The organism is Streptomyces sp. NPDC088400 (assembly GCF_044753355.1).
Lineage (GTDB): Bacteria > Actinomycetota > Actinomycetes > Streptomycetales > Streptomycetaceae > Streptomyces.
In genome coordinates this window covers 397,588-421,364 of sequence record NZ_JBIVMZ010000008.1, presented here as the reverse complement: position 1 = coordinate 421,364, position 23,777 = coordinate 397,588, and the positions used below count along the sequence as shown (strand labels likewise).

The following is a 23,777-nucleotide window of genomic DNA, read 5'->3' as shown; positions in this document are numbered from 1 at the left end:
CGAAGAACGCCCCAAAGGACATCGGCTGGCACACCTCGCCGGCCGGCGCCGGCGCATGACCGTGCCGCCGGACGATCGGGTCTTCCGGCGCGAGATGGCCACGGCCTACCGGTCCGGGTGGCATTTCATCGACATCGTCACGGCTATTCCTCACCGTGGTGATTCGTTGATGGTCACTCTGTTCGGAGAGCCGATCGTCGTCGTGCGCGAGGAGGACGACGACGTCCGTGCCTACCGCTGCCTCCGCAGGCCGCGGGGGGCCCCGCAGCCGGTACGGTGCACGATCCGATACGACATGATCTTCGTCAACCTCGACCAGCGCGACCACCAGCTGGTCGGATCAAATACCACCATCGCCACCCCCCGCAGTGCCTGAGCGATTCCCCCGTCGTTGTAAATCGCTTGGGCGCTTCCCCCACACAACGGCGCCATCGTGGACCTGAAACACGATGGCGCCGTTGTGCTGTCCGCGTACGGGGGCCGTGCGCCCGCCGCGGCCCCCGTACGGGCCGTGCGCCCGCTGCGGCTCCCGGTACGGGGCCGTGGGCCCGCCACGGCCGTGGGCCGTCAGAGGCGGCCCAGTGTCCGGTTCACCGTGATCTCGATGACGACGCGGTCCGGGTTGGGCGCGGGAGTGCGCTCGTACCGCTCCGCGTAACGGCTCACCGCGTCCGCCACCACCTCCGGCTCCGTACGGACCGTGGCGCGCCCCTCCAGCGTCGACCAGCGGCGGCGCTGGACCTGGCACACCGCGACGCGCGCGCCGCCGCCTCCGTCCGATCCTGTGGCTCCCTCTGTGCCCGCCCCTGTGCCTGCCTCTGTGCCCGCCTCCGCGTCGGTTCCCGTGCCCGCGCTCGCCGCCAGGATGTTGGCCACCTTCCGGCTGTTCTTGTTGGCGATGACGCGCGCCACCCCGGCCACCGGGTCGTACGTCACACCCACCGGGACCACGTGCGGACTGCCGTCCGGGCGCGTGGTGGTCAGCGTGCACAGGTGGTTCTCCCGCCAGAACGCGAGAAAATCGGGGCTGGGGCTACGTACTCCATTGGTCATGCCGGAAGCGTAGAACGCGCCGGATTCGCGGGCCCCGGACTCCCGCTTTCAGGTTGAGTGGAATAGGCTCAACTTTACGTATGTTGTCTGTGGCAGATGTGGGGCGACTACGGGCGAGTACGCGCACGGTACGAGGCGTGGTACGAGGCGTGGAACGAGGAGGAGAGGGCACGTGGACGCAGAGCTGACCAACAAGAGCCGGGACGCGATCAACGCCGCCACCAGCAGGGCGGTGGCGGCCGGACATCCCGATCTGACCCCCGCGCACCTGCTGCTCGCGTTGCTCGAAGGCCAGGACAACGAGAACGTCACCGACCTGCTGGCGGCCGTCGAGGCGGACCAGGCCGGGGTACGGTCGGGCGCGGAGCGGCTGCTGGCCGCCGAGCCCAGCGTGACCGGTTCCACCGTCGCGCCCCCGCAGGCCGACCGTGAGCTGCTCGCCGTCATCGCCGACGCGGCCCGGCGGGCCAAGGAGCTGGGGGACGACTACCTTTCCACCGAGCATCTGCTCATCGGCATCGCGGCCGAGGGCGGCCAGGCGGGCGAGGTGCTGGACCAGCGGGGGGCCGGCGCCAAGAGGCTGCTGGACGCGTTCGAGAAGTCAAGGGGAGGGCGCCGGGTGACCACACCCGACCCGGAGGGTCAGTACAAGGCCCTGGAGAAGTTCGGCACCGATTTCACCGCCGCGGCCCGCGAGGGCAAGCTCGACCCGGTCATCGGCCGGGACCAGGAGATCCGTCGCGTGGTGCAGGTGCTGTCGCGCCGTACGAAGAACAACCCGGTGCTGATCGGTGAGCCCGGTGTCGGCAAGACCGCCGTCGTCGAGGGCCTCGCGCAGCGCATCGTCAAGGGCGATGTGCCGGAGTCGCTCAAGAACAAGCGGCTGGTGTCGCTGGACCTCGGCGCGATGGTCGCGGGCGCCAAGTACCGCGGTGAGTTCGAGGAACGCCTCAAGACCGTCCTCTCCGAGATCAAGGAGAGCGACGGACAGATCATCACCTTCATCGACGAGCTGCACACCGTCGTGGGCGCGGGCGCCGGCGGCGACTCCGCCATGGACGCCGGCAACATGCTCAAGCCGATGCTGGCCCGCGGCGAGCTGCGGATGGTCGGCGCGACCACGCTGGACGAGTACCGCGAGCGGATCGAGAAGGACGCGGCGCTGGAGCGGCGCTTCCAGCAGGTGCTGGTCGCCGAGCCGACCGTCGAGGACACGATCGCGATCCTGCGCGGGCTCAAGGGCCGGTACGAGGCCCACCACAAGGTGCAGATCGCGGACGCGGCCCTGGTGGCCGCCGCCGCGCTCTCCGACCGTTACATCACCTCTCGCTTCCTCCCCGACAAGGCCATCGACCTGGTCGACGAGGCGGCGTCCCGCCTCCGTATGGAGATCGACTCCTCGCCGGTCGAGATCGACGAACTCCAGCGCTCGGTCGACCGCCTCCGTATGGAGGAGCTCGCGCTGAAGAACGAGTCCGACCCCGCCTCCAAGCAGCGGCTGGAGAAACTGCGCCGCGACCTCGCCGACCGCGAGGAGGAGCTGCGCGGGCTCAACGCCCGCTGGGAGAAGGAGAAGCAGGGCCTCAACCGCGTCGGTGAGCTGAAGGAACGCCTGGACGACCTGCGCGGCCAGGCCGAGCGGGCCCAGCGCGACGGCGACTTCGACACCGCCTCCAAGCTGCTGTACGGGGAGATCCCCGGCCTGGAGCGAGAGCTGGAGGAGGCCGCGGCGGCCGAGGAGGAGGCCGCCAAGGACACGATGGTCAAGGAGGAGGTCGGCCCGGACGACATCGCCGACGTGGTCGGCTCCTGGACCGGCATCCCGGCCGGGCGGCTGCTGGAGGGCGAGACCCAGAAGCTGCTGCGCATGGAGCAGGAGCTGGGCAAGCGGCTGATCGGCCAGGGCGAGGCGGTACGGGCCGTGTCCGACGCGGTACGCCGCAGCCGCGCGGGCATCGCCGACCCCGACCGCCCCACCGGCTCCTTCCTCTTCCTCGGCCCGACGGGCGTCGGCAAGACGGAGCTGGCCAAGGCCCTCGCGGACTTCCTCTTCGACGACGAGCGGGCCATGATCCGCATCGACATGAGCGAGTACGGCGAGAAGCACTCGGTCGCGAGGCTCGTCGGCGCCCCGCCCGGCTATGTCGGCTACGAGGAGGGCGGCCAGCTCACCGAGGCGGTCCGCAGGCGGCCGTACTCCGTCGTCCTCCTGGACGAGGTCGAGAAGGCCCACCCCGAGGTCTTCGACATCCTGCTCCAGGTCCTGGACGACGGCCGGCTCACCGACGGCCAGGGGCGGACGGTGGACTTCCGCAACACCATCCTGGTCCTGACGTCCAACCTGGGCAGCCAGTACCTGGCCGAGCCGCTGACCAGCGACGAACAGAAGAAGCAGCAGGTCCTGGAGGTCGTACGGGCGTCCTTCAAGCCGGAGTTCCTCAACCGCCTGGACGACCTGGTGGTCTTCACCGCCCTGACCAGGGACGAACTGGCCCACATCGCGGAACTCCAGATCGCCCGCCTGGCCACCCGCCTCGCCGAACGCCGGCTGACCCTGGAGGTCACCCCGGCGGCCCTGGAGTGGCTGGCCGACGAGGGCAACGACCCGGCCTACGGCGCCCGGCCGCTGCGCCGCCTGGTGCAGACCGCGATCGGCGACCAGCTGGCGAAGGAGATCCTCGCGGGCGAGGTCACGGACGGCGACACGGTCCGGGTGGACCGGGTCGGGGACGGACTCATCGTGGGCGCGGCGGGGGCGGCGGGCGCGGCGGGGGCGGCGCCTTCGCTGGACAAGTCGCTGTAGGAGGTCTCCGGGGCTCTTCGGGGCTCTTCGGGGCTCTCCGGATCGACGACAGGCCCGTCACCCGCTCGGGTGGCGGGCCTGTCCACGTTCGTGGACACGCACTAGCATGACTCTGAATCCGAATATCGCGATTCACTTGTTCACAAGGCGCTTTTTAGGGGTGGCGCATTCCATGTTGCTGAGCTTCCGTGCCGCCAACCACGGTTCCCTGCGCGAGCCGCAGGAACTGAACCTTGTCCCCGTGTACGAGGACGACCGGCCTGCGGTGACCGTGGCGGCGATCTTCGGGGCCAACGCTTCGGGCAAGTCCACCGTGGTGGACGCGTTCCAATTCTTCAGGTCAGCGGTGCGGGAATCGCAGGCCCGCTGGCTGCCGAACGCCCCCGTACCGCGCCGCCCTTTCCTGCTCGACCACGAGAGCCGGCTCGAGCCGTCGTCGTACGCCGTCGATCTCCTGGTGGAGGGTGTGCGGTACGTGTACGGCTTCAGCGTCTCGGACGCGGAGGTCGTGGAGGAGTGGCTGTACGCCTATCCCAAGGCCCGTAAACGCGTCCTCTTCGAACGGGCTCGCATGGCCATGACGTACGGCGCCTCGCTCACCGGTGAGCGCATGGCCGTCGAACGGACGATGCGGCCGAACAGCCTCTACCTCTCAGCAGGGGCGCAGTCCGCGCATCCGCAGCTCGGGGCGGTGTGGCACGCCCTGGACGGCGGGGTCCTGGGGGACGGCAGTCGGCAGGCGGTGACCGAGGTTGGCGCGTCGGTGGTCGCTACGTACAAAAGGCTCGAAGAGATTGGGCTGCCGCTCAGAACCGATGTTCTGGCGGTGGCCGATCTGGGCGTGCACGACATGCGGAGCGGCGCGACGAGAAGCGAGGCCGTCGCCTCGATTCAGAGGGCACTGGCCGAGCAGCGGTTGGACCTGCCGGAGGAATTCGCGCTCGCTGCGGCCCAGTCGCTCGAGTTCGTCCACCGGGTCGGAAACGAGGAGTTCGTTCTGCCGGTGGAGGCCGAATCGGCGGGCACCAAGGTCTGGCTCTCCATGGTGACCACGGCACTCACGTGCCTCCTCGGCGGATCGGCCATGTGGGTGGACGAGATCGACGTCAGCCTCCACCCCATGCTCACCGCGAAGCTCCTCACACTCTTCCAGAACCCCGAGCTGAACCCACGCGGCGCCCAGCTCGTCTTCACCACGCACGACGCGTCGCTCCTCGGCACGATGCTCGGTGAGCAGGTGCTCCGCCGGGACCAGGTCTGGTTCGTCGAGAAGAGCGCGGCGACGGGCGCGTCGGAGCTGTATCCGCTCAGCGACTTCAAGCCGCGCAAGGGCGAGAACTTCGAGCGCCGCTATCTGGCGGGCAGCTACGGCGCCGTACCGCTCCTGCCGGAGACGGCCTTCGAGGACATGCTCAAGAAATACTGGGGGACTCATGGCGAAGGCGTTTCCGCGTGAGGGGTCGGTCCGGCGGCGCGGTCCGGTCCGGCGCTCCTCGCGCACGATGCTGATCGTCTGCGGCAGCAAGGAGACCGAGCGCCAGTACCTCCAGGGGTTACGTGATCATCTCCGTAACCCCGCGGTCTCCGTCGTCGTACGAGGCAAGGCGTGCTCTCCGACGCAGCTCGTGGCGTACGCGCGCGGTCAGCGGGACCTGAACAAGGGCGGCTACGACGAGGTGTGGTGCGTCTTCGACGTCGATGAATACCCCGATGTGGCCGAGGCCGCCGCCGTGGCCCGCCGGAACGGCATCAGGGTCGCCGTCTCCAATCCGTGCTTCGAACTGTGGCTGCTGCTCCACTTCGCGGATCATCGCGCCCACGTCGCCACGTACAAGAAGCTCCAGCCGCTGCTGGAGAAGTGGGTGCCCGGCTACGACAAGACCCGCGTGGATTTCGGCAGGTACCGGGACGGTGTGGGAGAGGCGGGAGAGCGGGCGCGGAAGCTGGACCCGACAGGGGAGGCGCATACCCGCAACCCCTCGACCAGTGTATGGCGGCTCACCGACCGCATGACGAACCCGTGAAAACGGCGGTAGGGCCCGTCTGATCGTGTCAGCTCGTGGCGGATCGGGGCGGGCCGGGCTTGCCAGGGCCCTCCTGCTATGGGAGAGGATGGCAGGAACCGTACGAAGGGAAATACACGGTGAGCATCGACCCGTCCTCGATTCCGAATTTCGGGGGCCAGCCCCAACCGCAGGGTGCAGAACCGGCGGGCCCCGTCGTCCCTGACCAGGACCTGGTGAAGCAGCTCCTCGAACAGATGGAGCTGAAGTACGTCGTCGACGACGAGGGTGACCTCGCGGCGCCGTGGGAGGAATTCCGCACGTACTTCATGTTCCGTGGGGAGGAGGACCAGCAGGTCTTCTCGGTACGGACGTTCTACGACCGGCCGCACCCTGTCACCGACAAGTCCAAGATCCTGGACGCGATCGACGACTGGAACCGCCGCACACTGTGGCCCAAGGTCTACAGCCACATCCACGAGGAGGGCGACGGTCCGCCCACCGTCCGTCTCATCGGCGAGGCCCAGATGCTGATCGGCATGGGTGTCAGCCTGGAGCACTTCGTTTCATCGACGGTCAGCTGGGTGCGGGCGTCGATCGAGTTCGACAAGTGGCTCGTGGAACAGCTCGGCCTGGAACCGGGGGACGAGAAGCCCGAGGAGGCCTGAGCCGTTCCTCCGCCGCACGCCCCCGCGCCGTAACGGCGTGAGAGCCCGGCAGGCGCCGTGATCGTCCATGATCGCGGCCCCTGGCCGGGCTTTTTCGTGCTGAGGGGCGGCCCCGCTCTCCGGGCGGACGACAGAGGCCCGCCGGGCCGCCGGGGCCGGACCGGAAGAATGGGGCGGGGTGCCGTCCCCTGCGCGGCACCCCGCCGGATCTGGGAGTGTCAGCCCTTGGGGAAGGTCCAGATGTAGGGCTCGCCGTCCTCTTCCGACCAGTGGACCTGTACGTCCTTGGCCGCGGCGGGTACCAGGTACGTGGTGCACACGGTGTGGCTCTCGCCCGCCTTCCAGCTCTCGATGTCGTACACGTCCTCACACCCTGGCGCGTCGTCGGGAGCGAACAGGATCACCGCGCCGCGCTGGTCGTCGGCCCAGATGGTCGTGCCGTCGTTCACATCGGAGCTGCTGCTGAGGGTCGGCCCGGACTTGTGCGTGAACCGTACGTGGGCGACGGCCATCACCATGCCCTTGGCGTCGGCCTTGTCCTTGACCACCGCGGCGGCCTCGGCCTCCGTGCCGAGGTCCACCTTCTCGGCGGTGATCTCGTACGTGACCTCGCCCTCCTCCTCCGCGACCTTCCCCGTGACGCTCTCGCCGGTGGCCACGTCGCCGCCGGACGCGGCCTCGGCCTGCGACGCGGTGGCCGTCGGGGAGGTGTCCTTCGACGAGGGGGCGGGTTGCCCGGTGCTCCCGGCGCTGTCGTCTCCGCCTCCGCACGCGCTGAGCGTGAGAGCCAGGAGGGCGGCGGGCACGGCCAGGGCGAGACGGGTGGGCTTGTGGTGCGGCAAGACATGCTCCTGCTGTAGATGGGGGGCCACCGTGGGGCGCTCACGTAGTTGCGTACGGCCGGCACGAAGCAGGCCGCGCACGTGGCGGGCCTGGTCGTGGGGGGTGCCGACGGTGAATCTCTGACGTGCCCAGATACTCATGCACCATCCGCCACGCTGTCAACAAATGGCTACAGTGGGGAGTGCGGGTCAGGTCCCAGACGGGGTGATATCCCCACAGGCGTGGATCAGTGGCGCCGTCAGGACCCTTCGGGCCCGTCCGGCTTCCTGCGGTCGAGAATGCGCTTGCGGGCCACCAGGGCGTCGACGACCTCCACCAGGCCCTCCAGCGACGGGGCGCCGTCGTCGGTGCGACGCAGCGAGACCTGCTCGCCGCCGAGGACCCGCAGGCCTTCGAGGACCGCGCCCGCGTGCAGGCCTTCCTTGACCTTCATCAGGTGATCGGCGAGGGCGTCGCCCTCCGGCCTGGACAGGAAGCCGTGGGTCACGCCGTAACGCGTCTCCAGGGGGGAGCTGTACTCCGGGCGTGAGCTGCGCTTTCCGTTGACGAGGTGTCCGATGAGCGAGTGTGAGAGGTCGACCTCGTCACCGATCTCGCGGTAGCTCTCGCCGTCCGGGGAGTCCGGGTTCCGGCGCCGGAGCGCGTCCAGGCGCTGACTGACGAGTCGGCGGTAGAAGGCTTCGCGCGCCTTGTTCTCGCGGGGCGGCGGCTCGGGCTCGGCGCCGTCGAGGAGTTCCCGTACGCGACCGGGCCCGATGCCGGTCTTCCGTGCGATGTCGGAGACGTCCAGGACGGGATCGCGGCCCTCGTAGCCCAGCCGCCAGGCGGCGGCGTCGACATCGCGGAGGAGCTGGGCGATATCGGCTGCGGTTACCTCGCGAGGAACGTTCACCTTGCGGTCTCCAGGGGCCATGGCAGACGGGGTGCGGCGGCAGCGTATCCGGACGGCACCGGCCGCGACCAGAACTGTCGTCATTTGTTGACAGTTTACGCTGATGATCCACGGGAATGGCGTCCCCAGTAAGGCCGTGCCACCGCTAAGGCCGTACTACCGCGCTCTTCCCAAGCGCCGCTCCCGGCAGCCTTGATACTGTCGCCCCGCAGGTCGGTCGGCGCAGCCTGTCACGACAGGGGAAACGGGGAGCCTGAAAGCGTGAAGCCGATGCACAGCCGCCTCCAGGTGCCCTACCAGGCTCCGAAGGACCGCGCGGCCGTCCGAGGACTGACCGGCCCGTGACCACCACCGGCGCACCATCCCCACGCCGCGCCGGTCTCCTCCGTCTCGCCGAGGCCGTGGCCGTACCGAGCAGGGTCGGCGCGACCACCACCCGGCTCGGCACGGCCGTACGGGACCACCGCTCCCGTACCCGCGAACTGCGCGAGGCGCGCCGCTTCTTCCACGACGAGCTGCGTCTCGCCGCGGGGGCGAGCGTGCCCGAGGTGCTGCGGGCCATCTCCGCACTGCGCGGCCGTCAGGTCGAAAGTCTCCTGCTGCCCGGCCTGCCGCCCGACGTGAGCGGCATAGCCGTACCGGGTGAGAACGTCGACTACATCGGGCTCAGTGACCGCCTCAGCCGCCGCCACCACGCCCATGTCCTCCTGCACGAGGTGCGCCACCTGCGCCCCTCGCCCGGAGGCGACGCCGAAGCCGTCGCCGCGCACCAGCATTTCGACGGCGTGAGCCTCCAGGCACTGCGCGACCAGATGTCCGCCCTGCCCGCCCGGGTCAGGGAGGAGATCCTCACCCGGCCCGCGAAGCTGCGTTCCACTTATGACGATCCCGAGGAGCGCGCCTGTGAGTGGTTCGCGCGGGTCGCGCTGCCGCTGCTCGACCTGAACAGGGACGGGCGCAGTGTCGGCTCCCTCACCACCGCGTTCAGCAACCGACGCTCGATATGACGAGCCTGCTCCTCACCCTGACCAACCTGGTCATCGCCGGGGTGACTCTCGGCCTCGGCACGGTCAAGGCTTTCGCCGCACGCCACGAACGCGAGTGGACCCTGACGCTGACGGCCTCGGTACTCCTCTGCGCCGGGCTGATCTTCCTGCTCGCGACCCCGGTCGTGTACCGGACCGTCGGCACGGCGGTGCGCTCTCCCAACGTCTGCTCGCTCCTGGTCCCCGTCCTCACCCTGGTGTGCGTCGCGCACGCTCACGCGCTGAGCCAGCTCTGGCAGCCCGACCGGAACACGCCGGCCGCCCTGCGTTCCACGGCTCTGCGCTGGGGGCCCGTCTACGGCGTCGCCATCGTCACCATGGTCGCGCTCTACGCGCACGCGGATCTGGGACCGGCGACTCCCCTCCGGTTCGTCGCCGTCTACGCCCGCGTGCCCGATGTCATCGCGCTCCACCTGGTCTACTGGACTGCGCTGATCATCACCATCGTGGTCACCGTCCGGGAGTGCAGGTCCCTGTCGATCCCCGCGCGCCCCGCCCTCGCCGACGACCTCAGATCGGCTCTGGGGTGGTTCTCCGTGGCAGTCGGGCTCAACCTGGTGAACGTCCCCCTCGCCGCCACCGCCATGATCGGCTCGGCCACCGGACAGCGCCGCCTCGACACCGTCGCTGCGAGCGCCTGGCTCGCCACCATCGCCAGCTGTGTCGCCGCGAACGTGGCCCTGGCCTCGGTCATGCTGCGCTCGCGGCGGGCCGAACGTCAGGACCGGCGGACGTTGAAGCCCTTGCTCGACCTGGTGTCCAGGGAATCCGACGTGTCCAAGGCCGCCAAGGCCTCCGCTCTCTGGCCGGGCCTGAACACGGCTCTCGACCTCGTCGCCGTCATGGCCGCGATCCACGACGGGGCCGGACGCCTCAGTCCGTGGTGGAGCCCCCTGCCCGCCCTGCTCGTCGACCGTCTCGCGGCCGATCAGCGGGACCGAGACGGTGCCGGACCGGGCGCCGACGGTGCCGTACCGGGCGCCGACTGGGACGTGACGGCCGCGCACGCGGCGGCCACCCTGCTGCACGCCGCGCAGGCCCGTGACGCCGTCCCGCCCGCGCTTCCCTCCCCTCACCGGCTCGCGCGGCTTCCGGGTAGCGATGTCGAGCCCCATGCCGAGCGGCAGCATCTCGTGGCCGTGGCCCGCCACCTGCACCATCCGCTCGTCGTCGAGGCCGCCGCGTTCGCGGGTGAGGCCCGCACCGCCACAGCATCCGACCGGACCGGCGCTGTTTAGCCGATTCCGACCAGCTCAGGGAATCGCTGCGTCCGCTCGATCGTGATGACCTCGGCCGGGTCGAACTGGAGCCGCCGGCATCAGCTCCGGGGGAGGCATGCCACCAAGGAGTGGAAGGGGTCCGAGCTGGAGCAGTGGGAGTACGAGATCACCAGCGGTGGCCGGGTTCGCCACCTGGTCAGCCCGGAGACCTCCACCGTGATCGTCGTGTACGCCTCGCCACGGCATCCGAAGGACACCGAGTGAGCTCTGGCTGACCGCTCGCGGAGGCGGTCGGGGCCGCCATGACCGGCCCGAGTCAATTCCCGTACGAGACAAGGCTTTTCGCGCAGACTCCGAATTGATCCCCGAGCGCATCGGGCAGCATCGCCCCGTCCGAGTGTAGGGGTCGACAAGGCGTCCGACCTCAATGTCGGAAAGGATCACGTATTCGTTGGCTCTGCAGGAAACGATCCTGTGACCTGGCTCCCCTCGAAAGCCCAGGCTGCTGCCGCGCTTCTGGCTGGCCCCGTTGTGGGCCCCCTGGCCGACCCTGGAGGCGACGACGTCTGGTTTGGGAAGGACCCGGCGAGCGAAGCATTCGGAGCCACACGCTTCAGAGTCGGCGACGGCCCTCTGCCCTTCTATCTGGCTGGAATCGAGGGAGGGCCAACTCCGGCGCACTCCGAGTACTTTACTCCTGAAGAGGACCCAGAATCGGCAGACAACATCGCTAGGATTGTGGCAGGAAAGTCAGACAGCATCACGACGGAGACGCCTCGATGACATACACCCCCTTCCGGATGCTCGGCTTCGCGCTCATCGCTTTTTCCGTAGTTGGTTGCACCGTGAGTGAAGCTGGTTCCGATGATGCCGAGAGGAACTCGAAGGTGAACATGCAGGAGGCCGCAGAGAAGGCCGATGCAGTGGTATTCAAGACGCTTTCAATGGTTGATCCGCCACTTCAGTGGACTCATGACACATCGAGTGGCGGAGGCTGCACAGATTTCAAGAATGATTCGCATGGATATGGATCCACCATTCGTAACGCTGTCGTCATGACACAGGTTTCAGAGGAGCGGCGGGGGGCGCTCCTCGGAGTAATTGAGAGAAATTGGAAGGAGGATGGCTATAAAATCACAAGCGTCAACTCGGATAAGGATTCTCCCGCGATCTACGCTAAAACCGGCGACGGTTTCGGTATGAGCTTGATCGTTGGATATAAGGGGCAGTTCTTCCTTAAGGTTCAGACGCCCTGCGTCAAGAAATCTGATGTCGCCGACCCCGCCACGAAAGCCAACGGCCACGACTACTACGGAAACGAGGTACCCCGCCCCAGCGTCCACGATGCCTTCTGGTCGTCCAGCACTCCGATTTCTTCAGCCTCGCCCAGCGAGAGCTGAGCCCGTTTCGCTGACATGGAGCCCAGGTGGGCAGCCATCGCATTGAAGATCGCTGCCGCTGCTCTTATTCTGGGGGTTATTCTTGGGTTTGCTCGCTTCTTGTCTATCCGGTTAGTGTGGGCGAGCCTGGCTCTTTCTTGAGGTGCTGTCCGAGTTTCCGATGAGGGCTTTCCGATGAGGGCTTCAGGATTATCGCTCAGAGGGCCGTAGGCGTTGCAGGCGGCCGGCGGCCTCGTGGAGGACGTCGTCCCTCTTGCAGAACGCGAAGCGCACGAAGGGTGCCCCCTGGTCCCGGTGGTCGTAGAAGACCGCGTTGGGTACGGCCACGACCCCGCACCTTTCCGGCAGGGCGCGGCAGAAGGCGAAGCCGTCGCTCTCGCCGAGGGGGCGGATGTCGGTGGTGACGAAGTAGGTGCCGGCCGGGCGGTAGACCTCGAAGCCGGCCGCCGTGAGGCCTGCCGAGAGCAGGTCGCGCTTGGCCCGCAGGTCGGTGCGCAGGCCCTCGAAGTAGGTGTCGGGCAGGCGCAGTGCCTCGGCGATCGCGTACTGGAAGGGGCCCGAGGACACGTACGTCAGGAACTGTTTGGCGGAGCGCACCGCCGCCACCAGTTCGGGGGTCCCGGTCGCCCAGCCCACCTTCCAGCCCGTGAACGAGAAGGTCTTCCCCGCCGAGCTGATCGACAGGGTCCGCTCGCGCATCCCGGGGAACGACGCGATCGGCACATGCTCGCCCTCGAAGACCAGGTGCTCGTACACCTCGTCCGTGACGACGAGCAGATCGCGTTCGACGGCGAGTTCCGCGACGGCCGCCAGTTCCTCGCGGGTGAGGACCGTGCCGGTCGGGTTGTGCGGGGTGTTGAGCAGGATCAGGCGGGTGCGGTCGGTGACGGCGTCGCGCAGTTCATCCAGGTCCAGGTGGTACGTGCCGTCCCGGGGCCGGAGGGTGACCGGGACGCGGGTGCCGCCCGCCAGGCCGACGCAGGCGGCGTACGAGTCGTAGTACGGCTCCAGCGCGATCACCTCGTCGCCGGGCTCGACCAGGGCGAGCAGTGCGGCGGCGATCGCCTCGGTGGCGCCCGCCGTGACGAGGACCTCGGTGTCGGGGTCGTATGTCAGGCCGTACCGCTTGAGCTGGTGCTCGGAGATCGCGGTGCGCAGTTCGGGGATGCCGGGGCCCGGTGGGTACTGGTTGCCGCGCCCGTCGCGCAGCGCCCGTACCGCCGCCTCTCTGACCTCCTCGGGGCCGTCGGTGTCGGGGAAGCCCTGGCCGAGGTTGATCGCCCCGGTTTTGAGGGCGAGCGCCGACATCTCCGCGAAGATCGTCGTACCGAACTCCCCGAGGCGGCGGTTGAGCAGAGGGCGTGAGCCCGGTTCGCGTGCGGTCATGGCCGCCATCCTGCGCCGAACCTCTGGACTTGCTCAAGTCGCCTTTGGGCCGGTGGCCGGGAGGGGACATTCACGTCACGCGAGAGGCGACGACGCGGTAAGGCGACGCGTTACGGCGGCGAAGGCCGAGCGCAACCTCTCGGGCGGCACGCAACGTCTAAGGCGGTACGCGAAAGCAGCACAGCAGGCAGGTCAACGCGGAGCCGGACGCGTGAGGGCGCGGGGGCTTCGCCTCGGGGGAACAGAAGGACGGTGAGGACAATGGCAGGACTCGTAGTGGTCGTACTGGTCGTGGTCGCGTTCGTCGGGCTCGTGGTGAGCATGGTGAACGGGCGGAACGGCGCGGGCGTCAAGTCCCGCAAGGCGGCCGGGCGCGGCGGTGTGTCGAGCCCCTCGCTGAAGAAGAAGGGCGCCAAAGGCAAGTCCTCCAACGGCAGCTGGTGGGCCGGTGGCGGCGCTGCCGGTGGCGTCGGCGGTTCGTCGTGCGGCGGCTCCTCTTCCTGCGGCGGCGGCTCGTCGTGCGGCGGCGGGAGCTCGTCGTGCGGCGGCGGGGGCGGCGGCGGGGGCTGCGGTGGTGGTGGCGGCTGACACGGGGCAGCTGGTCCGCAGCGGCCGACAGTGCGCCGACAATGCCCGGTGGGGAGCGAAAACCCACCGGGCATCTTCATGTTGACTATGTACCTGACCGTCTCCGACGGCATTTGTTGAACATTTGAACTGTGCGGCCCCCGAGGGGATGGAAACCCCTTCAAGTTGGGTAAAAACGCTGTGAGCGTCGCGTAGTTCATGATTCCCTCGCTGTTGAGAGCTTCCAGCCCTCGGGCCTCATTCGGCACCGAGCAGGCGATCTCCCCCCATAAGTTCCCTCGCTCATCGTCCGGGACGTCCCCGGTCCACCCGTCAAGCGTGTTTGCGGAGCCGACCCATGCTCACCACTCTCCATACCGCCTACACCGACTCCCGTGCAGCCGACCTGGCCTGGGCCTTGGGCAGGGAGTCGCTCCCCGCTCTGGCCGTTCTCGATCTCCATCTCGACGGTGCCGCAGTGCAGTTGAGACTGCTCGGCGCCTCCCATCAAGTGCTTCTGGAGGACGAGCGGGGTACCTGCTCCGAGACCGTCGCCTGCATCCCGGGCAGCAGTACGCCGCTGCCGCTCGGTGTCTCCACGCGCGTGGGGGAGCGTGAGTACGAATTCGCCGCGCGCGTGGAGACGCTCTCGCACGGCTCGTTCGCGGGGCGCGCGCAGGAACTGCTCGCGCTGGTCGCCGACCACCCGAACGGGCTGGCCGGCATCTTCCCCGGCATCCCGAACGCTTTCACCGCGATGCTCGCGCAGCGTGACGAGGGCCAAGTGCGGTGGCGCACCTGGCACGCGTATCCACAGGAGGGTCAGCTCGTCGTCACGCGGACGCGGATCGGGGCCCGTATTCCTGCCGTGCTGCAGTCGCAGCTGTAGTCGCACCGGTGCGAGAGCCCGTGCTGTAGTGACGCCCGTGCGGGAGTTACACCCGTGTGGGTGACAAACCGCAATCAATTCGTGACGTAGCGTTACGTGTGTGATCGAACAGTCTGTGCATTCGCCGCCCCTGGGTGAGACGCGGCTGCCCGTGCGCCCCGGCGCGGGGCGTTTTCTGATCCTCGCCGTGGTCTTCATCTGCGCCGCGTGCGGACTGGTGTACGAGCTGGAGCTGGTCGCGCTCGCCTCGTATCTGATCGGGGACTCCGTCACCCAGGCATCCGTCGTCCTGTCGGTGATGGTCTTCGCGATGGGCGTCGGCTCGCTGCTCGCCAAGCGGCTGTGCTGCCACGCGGCGTTCGGCTTCGGGCTGCTGGAGGCGGCGCTGGCGCTGCTGGGCGGCTCTTCGGCGCTCGTGCTGTACGCGAGCTTCGTGTGGATGGGCGAGTCCCGCTATGTGCTCGTCGGCTTCTCGCTGGGCATCGGCATCCTCATCGGCGCCGAGATCCCGCTGCTGATGACGCTCATCCAGCGGGTCTCCCGGCAGGACGCGGAGGGGACGGTCGCGGATCTGTTCGCCGCGGACTATGTGGGCGCGCTCGTCGGCGGGCTCGCCTTCCCGTTCCTGCTGCTGCCCTGGCTCGGGCAGCTCACGGGCGCGCTGCTGACGGGCGCGGTCAACGCGGTGGCGGGCGGGGCGCTGGTCCTGTGGGTCTTCGGGCGTGATCTGACGTCCCGTTCGCGCTGGCTGCTGCTGACGGTCAACGTTCTGGTGCTGACCGTGCTGGCCACGGCGGCGGTCCTGGTCGACGACTTCGAGCGCGCGGCGCGGCGGGCCGTGTACGGAGACCAGGTGCGGGTCGCCCTCAGCACGGCCCTGCAGGAGGTCGTGGTCACGGGGGACCGGGACGGGCCGCTGGAGCTGTTTCTGGACGGGCGGCTGCGGGTCAGCGCACGGGACGAGTTCCGCTACCACGAGGCGCTGGTGCATCCCGCGATGCGCGGGGCGCACACGCGCGTGCTGATCCTGGGAGGGGGAGACGGGCTGGCCGCGCGCGAGGTCCTGCGGTACGGGGACGTCCGCTCGGTCACCGTCGTCGACCTGGACCCGGAGTTCGTGGGCCTCGCCCGTACGGACCCGGCGCTGGCCGCGCTGAACGGGCATGTGTACGACGATCCGCGGACGCGGGCGGTGGCCGCGGACGCGTTCACCTGGCTGCGAGGCGCGCAGGGCGGGCACGAGGGGGCGTACGACGTGGTCATCTCGGATCTGCCGAACCCCGGCATCACACCCAGCACGAAGCTGTACTCCGAGGAGTTCTACGGCCTGGCCACGCGGGTCCTCGCGGACGGCGGACGGCTGGCCGTGCACGCCGGGTCGCCGATGGCCGAGCCGCGTTTGTACTGGACGGTCGACGCGACGCTGCGCGCGGCGGGGTTCAGCACCAGCCCGTACCGCGCGACGGGGCGACCGTCCGGCTTCGCGGCGGGGCCCGACCGCGTGAAGGACGGCAAACCGGCTGTTCGCGACTGGGGGTTCGAGCTGGCGCGCCTGGGCACGCGTCCGCGGCTCGGCCTGGCGGCCGACGCACCGAGACTGCGGTCGTTGGCGATGCCGGTGCTGTCGGCGGGGGTGCGGGGGGTGGAGGAGACGCGGATGAAGGGCCTGCCGGCATCGACGCTGATGCATCCGCGGTACGGGGGGTAGTCGCCCTCCGCGAACCTACGGGTGCGGCATTGGGGGGCCCGAGGACGGGTCGTGCGCCGGGAGAACTGAGTAGGCTCGGTTCCATGGAGCATGAGGTGTTCGTTCCGGTCACGGCAGAGGCACTCCGGCGGACGTTGCGGGATCCCGCCCGGGTGGCCCGTTGTGTCCCCGGGCTTCAACAGGACGCGGACGGGGCGGCGGGGCCGTTGGCCGGGCGGCTCAGGATCCGGGTCGGTGGGCACACGATCACCTACCGCGGCTCGCTGACCCTCACCGAGCGGGACGGTGTGTTCACCGCGGAGGGAGAGGGGACGGAGGTCCGCGGCACGGGATCCGTCAAGGTGACGCTCGCGGTACGGCTGGCCCAGGCGCCGGGCGGCACGGCGCTCACCTTCACCGGGGGATCGCACGTGGAGGGCCGCCTGGCGGAGTTCCCCGCCGAGACGACCGTGGCCGCCGCGCACCGCCTGCTGGACCGTCTGGTCGTGCGTCTGGGCGAGGAGTCGGCCGCCCCGGGCCCTGAGTCTTCGGAGTCTTCGGAGCGGCAGGATCCCCCTGCGGACGGTGATGTTGATGCGGACGTGGATGCGGACGGGAGCGTGCGTGGGGACGGGGACGTACGTGAGAGTGGGGACGTGCGTCGGGACGTGAGTGCCGGTGATGACACCGGTGCGGAAACCTGCGATGACACCTGCGACGACATCGGTGCGGGCACCGGAGACGACACCGGCGCGGACATCGAGCCCGGTGCCGAGGGCGCCTCGATCGACGCGGAGACCGTTTCCGGCGAGGGGGACTTCCTCGTCCCCGACGAGCCGCCCGCCGAGGCCGCGCACGCCCGCCGGACCATGATCGGGCGCAGCGCCGAGGAGGTCGATCACGCGCCGCCGCGCGGGCGTTACGCGCCCGTACCCGCGCCCGACGCCGCCGGTACGCGCGCCACGCTCCGTTGGGTCGCGCCCGCCGCCGCGCTCGCGCTCGCCTCCGCCGTGGTGGTCGGGCGCGCACTGCGGCGCCGCAAGTAGTGTCGGGGTGTGAGTAGCAGCGAGAAGAGCATCCAGCTGGCGGCGGGCGACGCCGAGTTGACCATCACTCCGGCGAACGGCTGCCGGATCAGCAGTCTGCGCATCGGCGGGACCGAACTGCTGCGCCAGGGCGAGCGGTACGGCTGTTTCCCGATGGTGCCGTGGTGCGGCCGGATCGAGCACGGTCAGTTCCGCAACGGCGGAGCGGTCCAGCAGATGCCGCTCAACTCTCCGCCGCACGCGATCCACGGCACCGGCCGGGACACGGCCTGGCGCACCGCGCGGGCGGGCGAGAGCGAGGCGGCGTTCACGTACGACCTGGTCGAGCCGTGGCCGTACAGCGGGCGGGTCACCCAGACCTTCCAGCTGACCGAGGACTCGCTGACGCTGGCGCTGGGGGTGGAGACGTACGACTCGTCGTTCCCCGCGCAGGCCGGCTGGCACCCCTGGTTCCTGCGGAAGCTGGGGGAGGGCGAGAGCGAGGTGAGCGTCGACTTCACCGCCGCCTGGCAGGAGGAGCGCGGGGACGATCATCTGCCCACCGGGCGCCGTATCCCGCCGCTCCCCGGTCCCTGGGACGACTGCTTCGGCATGCCCGACGGCGTCGATGTCACCCTGACCTGGCCGGGACAGCTGGAGCTGAAGGTCGCCAGCCGGGCCGAGTGGGCGGTGATCTACGACGAGCAGGCCGAGGCGGTCTGTGTGGAGCCGCAGTCCGGCCCGCCGAACGGGCTCAACACCCTGCCGCACCTGGTCACCCCGGTCGAGCCGCTGGAGATCGCGACGACCTGGACGTGGCAGCGGCTCTGAGGCGCCTCCGGGGATGCTTCCGAGGGCGCCGCGCAGCGAGGGTCCTGCCCTGGAGTCGCAGAGCGTCGGGAGCCCGTCCGCTGTCGTGCACCAGGTCGTAAGCTCATGGCCATGACTGACGTACGGGCTGAGCTGCTCCAGCTGATCAAGGACAAGGCCGTGGTGCACGGCAAGGTGACTCTTTCCTCGGGGCTCGAGGCCGACTGGTACATCGACCTGCGCCGGATCACGCTGGACGGTCATGCCGCGCCGCTGGTCGGGCAGGTCATGCTCGACACCACCGCCGAGCTGGACTTCGACTGCGTGGGCGGGTTGACGCTGGGCGCCGACCCGGTGGCGACCTCGATGCTGCACGCCTCGGCGGCGCGCGGGAAGCGGCTCGACGCGTTCGTCGTCCGCAAGGCGCAGAAGGCGCATGGAATGCAGCGCCGGATCGAGGGCACGGATGTGAAGGGCCGCCGCTGTCTGGTGGTCGAGGACACCTCGACCACGGGCGGTTCGCCGCTGACCGCCGTCGAGGCGGTACGCGAGGCCGGAGGCGAGGTCGTCGCGGTCGCGGTGATCGTCGAGCGGGGCGCGGCTCCGGCCATCGAGGCGGCCGGGCTCCCGTACCTCAAGGTCTACGCACTGGACGAGCTGGGCCTGGCCTGACCGGCTCTCACCTGACCTGGCCTGACCTGGCCTGACCAGGTCTGACCAGGGATTTTGCCGGGGGCTGGGCCGTTTCACGTGAAACGGCCCAGCCCCCGCTGCCGGGTAGGCCGGTGCTCCAGGTGGAGCCCGTGAAGGAGTCTGGAAGGATGGGTGCGACGACGTCGTCGCACCCAGGTCAGGGACAAGCACCTCACACCCGCACATCACAAGGAGCGGCCTGATGCCCATCGCAACCCCCGAGGTCTACGCCGAGATGCTCGACCGGGCGAAGGCAGGCAAGTTCGCCTACCCGGCCATCAACGTGACCTCGTCCCAGACCCTGCACGCCGCGCTGCGCGGTTTCGCGGAGGCCGAGAGCGACGGCATCATCCAGATGTCCACGGGTGGTGCTGAGTTCCTGGGCGGTCAGTACAGCAAGGACATGGTGACCGGCGCGGTGGCGCTCGCCGAGTTCGCGCACATCGTCGCGGCCAAGTACGGCATCAATGTCGCGCTGCACACCGACCACTGTCCCAAGGACAAGCTCGACGGCTATGTCCGTCCGCTGCTCGACATCTCCGCCGAGCGCGTCCGGGACGGCCGTAACCCGCTCTTCCAGTCGCACATGTGGGACGGCTCCGCCGAGACCCTGGCCGACAACCTGGCCATCGGCGAGGAGCTCCTCGCGAAGGCCGCCGCCGCCAAGATCATTCTTGAGGTCGAGATCACCCCGACCGGCGGTGAGGAGGACGGCGTCACCCACGAGATCAACGACGAGCTGTACACCACGGTGGACGACGCCCTGCGTACCGCCGAGGCGCTCGGCCTGGGCGAGAAGGGCCGCTACCTGCTGGCCGCGTCCTTCGGCAACGTTCACGGCGTCTACAAGCCGGGCAACGTGGTGCTCCGTCCCGAGCTGCTCCAGGACCTCCAGGCCGGTGTCAGCTCCAAGTACGGCAAGCCCGCCGGCAGCCAGCCCTTCGACTTCGTCTTCCACGGCGGCTCCGGCTCCACGGCCGAGGAGATCGCCACCGCGCTGGAGAACGGCGTCGTGAAGATGAACCTCGACACCGACACCCAGTACGCCTTCACGCGTCCCGTCGCGGACCACATGCTCCGTAACTACGACGGTGTGCTGAAGGTCGACGGCGAGGTCGGCTCCAAGAAGACCTACGACCCGCGCACCTGGGGCAAGGCGGCCGAGGCGGGCATGGCCAAGCGTGTGACCGAGGCGTGCGGCGCGCTGCGCTCCACGGGCACCAAGCTCAAGTAAGCGAGCCTGTCCGCAGGCAAGGACGCCAGGCAAGTACGCCGGGCAAGTACGCCGGGTCCGGTATCCGTATGACGGATGCTGTTGGTCGAGCAACAGCATCCCGTATGACGGTGCCGGGCCCGTGCCATGCCCGGCTGTTGCCGTGTTCGCCGGGTCGCCCTCCCGCTCCGGGGCGAGGATGATCCCCGTATGGACATCAGGCTGTCCTCGGCCAAGGGACGCTGGATCATCTTCACGACGGTGCTCGGTTCCAGCATGGCCCTGCTGGACTCGACCGTCGTCAATGTCGCGCTGCCCCATATCGGGGACTCGCTCAACGCCGACCTCGCGGCTCTTCAGTGGATCGTCAACGCCTACACGCTCACGCTGGCCGCACTGATCCTGCTCGGCGGTTCGCTCGGTGACCGGTACGGACGGCGGAAGATCTTCGTCCTCGGGGTGATCTGGTTCGCGTGCGGTTCGCTGATGTGCGGGTTCGCGCCGAACGCCATTGTGCTGATCCTCGCGCGGGCGTTGCAGGGCGTGGGCGGGGCGCTGCTGGTGCCGGGCTCGCTCGCGATCATTCAGGCGAGCTTTCGTCCGGAGGACCGGGCGCGGGCCGTCGGGCTGTGGTCGGGGCTCGGCGGAGTCGGCGCGGCGGTCGGTCCGTTCCTGGGCGGCTGGCTGGTCGACGGTCCCGGCTGGCGCTGGGTGTTCCTGCTGAATGTGCCGCTGGCCGCCATCTGCGCGCCGGTGGCCCTGCGGCACGCACCGGAGACCAGGGACCCGGCGGCGCACGGCCGGTTCGACGTCCTGGGCGCGTTCCTCGGTGCGGCGGGGCTGGCCCTGATCACGTACGCGCTGATCGGCAAGGCCCTGTGGGCGGGGATCGCGGGTGTGCTGGTCGCCGTGGTCTTCGTCCAGGTCGAGCGGCGGCGTTCCGATCCGATGGTGCCGCCGTCGGTCTTCACGTCCCGGCAGTTCACTTCGGTGAACGCGGTGACGCTGTGCGTGTACGCGGCGTTCGGCGGCTTCTTCTTCCTCTCCGCGCTCCAGCTCCAGGTCGTCGTCGGGTACTCGGCACTGGGCGCGGGGGCGGCCCTGTTGCCGACGACCGTGCTGATGCTGCTGCTCTCCGCCCGGTCCGGCGCGCTGGCGCAGCGGATCGGGCCGCGTATCCCGCTCACCGTAGGCCCCCTGCTGTGTGCCACGGGCATGATGCTGATGCTGCGGGTGGGCGAGCACGCCTCGTACTTGGTGGATGTGCTGCCCGCGCTGGTGGTGATGGGGATGGGCATGGTGACCCTGGTGGCGCCGCTGACGGCGACGGTCCTCGCCTCCGTGGAGACCGCGAAGGCGGGGCTTGCCAGCGGCATCAACAACGCGGCGGCCCGCGCGGCCGGCCTGCTCGCGGTGGCCGCGCTGCCCCTGCTGGCCGGCACGGGCCCGGAGGCGTACCGCTCGGCGACGGAATTCGGCGATACCTTCCGGCGCGCGATGCCGCTGTGCGCGGGCGTGCTGGTGGTGGGGGCGGTGATCGCCTTCGTGACGGTGCGTACGCCCCTGCTGAAGACGGCGCCGAGCACGCCCGAGTGCCGGGTGAACTGCGGGCTGTCGGCGCCACCCCTGGAGCCGAGGAGAGTGGTGAAACCCACGGATCTTCCGGCGGCGGAAGGGGGTTCGGGTGAGCTGTGAGGGAGCGGCGTCCGGGCGGGGCGAGGGCAGGGCAGACTGTACGTATGGCCATCCACGAAAACCTCCTCGGGGGACCGCCCCCCACTCAGCTGCCCGACGACCCCGAGCCGCGTGAGCTGCTCGCGAACGGGACGGCGCCCGCCGACGTCGCCGCGAAGTACCCGACCTCCTCGCTGGCCTGGGCACAGCTCGCCGACGGTGCGTTCGAGAACGGGCGGGTCGTCGAGTCGTACGCGTACGCCAGGACCGGTTACCACCGCGGGCTCGACGCCCTGCGGCGCAGCGGCTGGAAGGGACACGGCCCGGTGCCGTGGGAGCACGAGCCGAACCGTGGCTTCCTGCGCGCTCTGCACGGGCTCGCCCGCGCCGCGCAGGCGATCGGTGAGCAGGAGGAGTACGAGCGCTGCGCGGCGTTCCTGCGCGACTCCTCCCCGCAGGCGGCGGACACGCTCGGCTAGCTGACCGGCTGTGTCGGCCTGACTGCTTGAGTCGGCTGCTTGTTTGAAAACGGAACCTTTCGAAGGCCCCGCCCGTCTGCAAGGGCGCGGGCCTTCGTTCGTTCGTGCGTGCGAACGCGCGTGCTGTGAATGACTGTTCGCTTCAGTGCGCCAGTCGTATCTGTCCGTCCCTCCGTCCCTCCGTCCCTCCGTCCCTCCGTCCCTCCGTCCCTCCGTCCCTCCGTCGCTCCGTCAGTCCGTCCCTCTGTCAGTCCGTCCCTCCGTCCCTCCGTCCCTCCGTCCCTCCGTCGCTCCGTCAGTCCGTCCCTCTGTCAGTCCGTCCCTCCGTCAGTCCGTACGTCCGTACTCCGTCACTCCGGCACAGAGGCTCCCCACTCGCCTCTCCCCCCGCAAGGAACGCCGGTCTCACCAGGGGAGAAGTCCGTTTTGGGTAAGCGCGCCGCTGTCCGCCGCCGAGTCACCGGAAGCCGCCGAGTCGCGGGTACCACCGCACACAGCCAGTTCGGCGAAGCCGGCAGAGGCACCGGCAGAGCCCGCCGCCGTAGAACCACGTCCCTCGTCCTGGCCGGGCTCGGCCTCGCCGTAGTGATCGTGGGCGGCGGGGTCGCCGTCGCCGCCTGGCAGGGCGGCAAGGCGGACGCCGACACCGCCGCGAAGGACGAGGCCGCCGCCAAGCCCGTCGTACCCGCCGAGTCGGCGGACGCCGAGCGCCTGGCCTCCCCGGCCACGAGCCCCTCCGCCTCCCCCGGGTCGAGCCCCTCCGAGTCCGATTCCGCCGCCGAGTCCGAGCCGGACTCCGAGCCCGATTCCGACTCCCCCTCCGCCTCCTCGTCGGCCGATGTCCCCGCCTCTGGCCCCGGCACCTTCACCACCGCCCAGGCGCAGGGCGCCAAGGCCGGCTCGGGTCCGCTGCGCCGCTACCGCGTCCAGGTCGAGGACGGGATCGACGTCTCCGCCTCCGGGGCCGCCAACGAGATCCAGCGGATCCTCGCCCACCCGCGCGGCTGGGCCGCGCACGGCCGCGGCTCCTTCCAACTGGTCTCCTCGAACGCCGACTTCGTCATCCGGATAGCCACCCCGGCCACCGCCGACAAGCTCTGCCTCGCCCAGGGGCTCGACACAGGCGGCGAGCTGAACTGCGAGACCATCGACGGCGTGGTGGTCAATCTGCGGCGTTGGCTGCTGGGGTCGCCGACGTTCGACGGGCCGCCCGCCGACTACCGGCACCTGATCATCAACCACGAGGTCGGCCATGAGATCGGCATCCAGCAGCACCTGGGCTGTCCCGGCGCCGGCAAGCTCGCGCCGGTGATGATGCAGCAGATCAAGGGCCTCGACGGCTGCCGGGCCAATGCCTGGCCGTACGACGAGGACGGGGAGTACGTCACGGGCCCCGCGGTCTGACCGGACCGGACAGGACCGGCTC

The 23,777-nt window shown here is 69.6% G+C and carries 23 protein-coding genes; 19 read left to right on the top strand and 4 right to left on the bottom strand.

Annotated elements, in window-relative coordinates; translation table 11 throughout:
• Positions 1-55: 55 nt before the first annotated feature.
• A complete protein-coding gene (locus tag ACIQD6_RS22515) occupies positions 56-376 on the top strand; it encodes a (2Fe-2S)-binding protein (protein WP_401884941.1) in 321 nt (106 codons plus the stop codon).
• A gap of 191 nt (positions 377-567) precedes the next feature.
• On the opposite strand, the gene ACIQD6_RS22510 is transcribed toward ACIQD6_RS22515, so the two are convergent.
• Complete coding sequence (locus ACIQD6_RS22510; protein WP_401884940.1) at positions 568-1,053, bottom strand: pyridoxamine 5'-phosphate oxidase family protein; 486 nt, start codon at positions 1,051-1,053, stop codon at positions 568-570.
• Positions 1,054-1,225: 172 nt separating this feature from the next.
• Here ACIQD6_RS22510 and clpB point away from each other — a divergent pair, with 172 nt between their 5' ends.
• The 4 genes from clpB (at position 1,226) to ACIQD6_RS22490 (ending at position 6,527) form a co-directional block, all read left to right on the top strand.
• The gene (gene clpB / locus ACIQD6_RS22505) at positions 1,226-3,856 is read left to right on the top strand and encodes an ATP-dependent chaperone ClpB (RefSeq protein ID WP_401884938.1); all 2,631 of its coding nucleotides are present in this window, start codon (positions 1,226-1,228) and stop codon (positions 3,854-3,856) included.
• A gap of 172 nt (positions 3,857-4,028) precedes the next feature.
• Positions 4,029-5,312 (top strand): ATP/GTP-binding protein, encoded by a 1,284-nt coding sequence (locus ACIQD6_RS22500; RefSeq protein ID WP_401884936.1) that lies wholly within the window; start codon positions 4,029-4,031, stop codon positions 5,310-5,312.
• Complete coding sequence (locus tag ACIQD6_RS22495) at positions 5,290-5,880, top strand: RloB family protein (protein ID WP_401884934.1); 591 nt, start codon at positions 5,290-5,292, stop codon at positions 5,878-5,880. Before ACIQD6_RS22500 ends, ACIQD6_RS22495 begins: the two co-directional genes overlap by 23 nt.
• A gap of 119 nt (positions 5,881-5,999) precedes the next feature.
• Entirely contained in the window at positions 6,000-6,527 is a 528-nt protein-coding gene (locus ACIQD6_RS22490; RefSeq protein WP_401884932.1) for a YbjN domain-containing protein, read from the top strand.
• A 218-nt stretch (positions 6,528-6,745) separates the two neighbouring features.
• Here ACIQD6_RS22490 and ACIQD6_RS22485 read toward each other — a convergent pair whose 3' ends face one another.
• Positions 6,746-7,369 (bottom strand): hypothetical protein, encoded by a 624-nt coding sequence (locus ACIQD6_RS22485; protein ID WP_401884931.1) that lies wholly within the window; start codon positions 7,367-7,369, stop codon positions 6,746-6,748.
• 239 nt (positions 7,370-7,608) lie between these two features.
• Entirely contained in the window at positions 7,609-8,346 is a 738-nt protein-coding gene (locus ACIQD6_RS22480) for a hypothetical protein (protein ID WP_401884929.1), read from the bottom strand.
• A gap of 257 nt (positions 8,347-8,603) precedes the next feature.
• Here ACIQD6_RS22480 and ACIQD6_RS22475 point away from each other — a divergent pair, with 257 nt between their 5' ends.
• The 4 genes from ACIQD6_RS22475 (at position 8,604) to ACIQD6_RS22460 (ending at position 11,928) form a co-directional block, all read left to right on the top strand.
• Entirely contained in the window at positions 8,604-9,269 is a 666-nt protein-coding gene (locus ACIQD6_RS22475; RefSeq protein ID WP_401884928.1) for a hypothetical protein, read from the top strand.
• On the top strand, positions 9,266-10,546 hold the full coding sequence (locus ACIQD6_RS22470) for a hypothetical protein (RefSeq protein ID WP_401884927.1): 1,281 nt from the start codon (positions 9,266-9,268) through the stop codon (positions 10,544-10,546). The genes ACIQD6_RS22475 and ACIQD6_RS22470 overlap by 4 nt, the downstream gene beginning before the upstream one ends.
• A gap of 45 nt (positions 10,547-10,591) precedes the next feature.
• On the top strand, positions 10,592-10,792 hold the full coding sequence (locus ACIQD6_RS22465) for a hypothetical protein (protein WP_401884925.1): 201 nt from the start codon (positions 10,592-10,594) through the stop codon (positions 10,790-10,792).
• Between the two features lie 515 nt (positions 10,793-11,307).
• Positions 11,308-11,928 carry a hypothetical protein gene (locus tag ACIQD6_RS22460; protein ID WP_401884924.1) on the top strand — a complete coding sequence of 207 codons (621 nt, stop codon included), beginning with the start codon at positions 11,308-11,310 and terminating at the stop codon, positions 11,926-11,928.
• 189 nt (positions 11,929-12,117) lie between these two features.
• On the opposite strand, the gene ACIQD6_RS22455 is transcribed toward ACIQD6_RS22460, so the two are convergent.
• Entirely contained in the window at positions 12,118-13,314 is a 1,197-nt protein-coding gene (locus ACIQD6_RS22455) for a pyridoxal phosphate-dependent aminotransferase (protein ID WP_401884923.1), read from the bottom strand.
• A 261-nt stretch (positions 13,315-13,575) separates the two neighbouring features.
• Between ACIQD6_RS22455 and ACIQD6_RS22450 the strand changes: the two genes are divergently transcribed.
• From ACIQD6_RS22450 to ACIQD6_RS22405, 10 genes are all read left to right on the top strand, one after another.
• On the top strand, positions 13,576-13,902 hold the full coding sequence (locus ACIQD6_RS22450) for a hypothetical protein (protein WP_401884921.1): 327 nt from the start codon (positions 13,576-13,578) through the stop codon (positions 13,900-13,902).
• Positions 13,903-14,239: 337 nt separating this feature from the next.
• Entirely contained in the window at positions 14,240-14,770 is a 531-nt protein-coding gene (locus ACIQD6_RS22445; protein WP_401884920.1) for a DUF2617 family protein, read from the top strand.
• 100 nt (positions 14,771-14,870) lie between these two features.
• Positions 14,871-16,478: a polyamine aminopropyltransferase gene (locus ACIQD6_RS22440; protein ID WP_401884919.1), complete on the top strand. Its 1,608-nt coding sequence runs from the start codon at positions 14,871-14,873 to the stop codon at positions 16,476-16,478.
• Positions 16,479-16,561: 83 nt separating this feature from the next.
• The gene (locus ACIQD6_RS22435; protein ID WP_401884918.1) at positions 16,562-17,503 is read left to right on the top strand and encodes an SRPBCC domain-containing protein; all 942 of its coding nucleotides are present in this window, start codon (positions 16,562-16,564) and stop codon (positions 17,501-17,503) included.
• A 9-nt stretch (positions 17,504-17,512) separates the two neighbouring features.
• The gene (locus ACIQD6_RS22430; RefSeq protein ID WP_401884916.1) at positions 17,513-18,313 is read left to right on the top strand and encodes an aldose 1-epimerase; all 801 of its coding nucleotides are present in this window, start codon (positions 17,513-17,515) and stop codon (positions 18,311-18,313) included.
• A 111-nt stretch (positions 18,314-18,424) separates the two neighbouring features.
• Positions 18,425-18,964: an orotate phosphoribosyltransferase gene (gene pyrE, locus ACIQD6_RS22425; protein ID WP_401884915.1), complete on the top strand. Its 540-nt coding sequence runs from the start codon at positions 18,425-18,427 to the stop codon at positions 18,962-18,964.
• A gap of 223 nt (positions 18,965-19,187) precedes the next feature.
• Positions 19,188-20,219: a class II fructose-bisphosphate aldolase gene (gene fbaA / locus ACIQD6_RS22420; RefSeq protein ID WP_401884913.1), complete on the top strand. Its 1,032-nt coding sequence runs from the start codon at positions 19,188-19,190 to the stop codon at positions 20,217-20,219.
• A gap of 189 nt (positions 20,220-20,408) precedes the next feature.
• Positions 20,409-21,893, top strand: a complete 1,485-nt coding sequence (locus ACIQD6_RS22415) for an MFS transporter (protein WP_401884911.1) — start codon at positions 20,409-20,411, stop codon at positions 21,891-21,893.
• 44 nt (positions 21,894-21,937) lie between these two features.
• On the top strand, positions 21,938-22,351 hold the full coding sequence (locus ACIQD6_RS22410) for a DUF3151 domain-containing protein (RefSeq protein ID WP_401884909.1): 414 nt from the start codon (positions 21,938-21,940) through the stop codon (positions 22,349-22,351).
• 426 nt (positions 22,352-22,777) lie between these two features.
• The gene (locus ACIQD6_RS22405) at positions 22,778-23,755 is read left to right on the top strand and encodes a DUF3152 domain-containing protein (RefSeq protein WP_401884907.1); all 978 of its coding nucleotides are present in this window, start codon (positions 22,778-22,780) and stop codon (positions 23,753-23,755) included.
• The last annotated feature ends 22 nt before the right edge of the window (positions 23,756-23,777 follow it).

Coding starts and splice junctions, on each gene's coding strand:
- ACIQD6_RS22415 (WP_401884911.1), top strand. CDS start 20,409: ATGGACATCAGGCTGTCCTCGGCCAAGGGACGCTGGATCATCTTCACG.
- ACIQD6_RS22450 (WP_401884921.1), top strand. CDS start 13,576: ATGGCAGGACTCGTAGTGGTCGTACTGGTCGTGGTCGCGTTCGTCGGG.
- ACIQD6_RS22515 (WP_401884941.1), top strand. CDS start 56: ATGACCGTGCCGCCGGACGATCGGGTCTTCCGGCGCGAGATGGCCACG.
- ACIQD6_RS22455 (WP_401884923.1), bottom strand. CDS start 13,314: ATGACCGCACGCGAACCGGGCTCACGCCCTCTGCTCAACCGCCGCCTC.
- ACIQD6_RS22445 (WP_401884920.1), top strand. CDS start 14,240: ATGCTCACCACTCTCCATACCGCCTACACCGACTCCCGTGCAGCCGAC.
- ACIQD6_RS22480 (WP_401884929.1), bottom strand. CDS start 8,346: ATGACGACAGTTCTGGTCGCGGCCGGTGCCGTCCGGATACGCTGCCGC.
- ACIQD6_RS22470 (WP_401884927.1), top strand. CDS start 9,266: ATGACGAGCCTGCTCCTCACCCTGACCAACCTGGTCATCGCCGGGGTG.
- ACIQD6_RS22465 (WP_401884925.1), top strand. CDS start 10,592: ATGACCTCGGCCGGGTCGAACTGGAGCCGCCGGCATCAGCTCCGGGGG.
- ACIQD6_RS22435 (WP_401884918.1), top strand. CDS start 16,562: ATGGAGCATGAGGTGTTCGTTCCGGTCACGGCAGAGGCACTCCGGCGG.
- fbaA (WP_401884913.1), top strand. CDS start 19,188: ATGCCCATCGCAACCCCCGAGGTCTACGCCGAGATGCTCGACCGGGCG.
- ACIQD6_RS22510 (WP_401884940.1), bottom strand. CDS start 1,053: ATGACCAATGGAGTACGTAGCCCCAGCCCCGATTTTCTCGCGTTCTGG.
- pyrE (WP_401884915.1), top strand. CDS start 18,425: ATGACTGACGTACGGGCTGAGCTGCTCCAGCTGATCAAGGACAAGGCC.
- ACIQD6_RS22460 (WP_401884924.1), top strand. CDS start 11,308: ATGACATACACCCCCTTCCGGATGCTCGGCTTCGCGCTCATCGCTTTT.
- ACIQD6_RS22495 (WP_401884934.1), top strand. CDS start 5,290: ATGGCGAAGGCGTTTCCGCGTGAGGGGTCGGTCCGGCGGCGCGGTCCG.
- ACIQD6_RS22410 (WP_401884909.1), top strand. CDS start 21,938: ATGGCCATCCACGAAAACCTCCTCGGGGGACCGCCCCCCACTCAGCTG.
- ACIQD6_RS22500 (WP_401884936.1), top strand. CDS start 4,029: ATGTTGCTGAGCTTCCGTGCCGCCAACCACGGTTCCCTGCGCGAGCCG.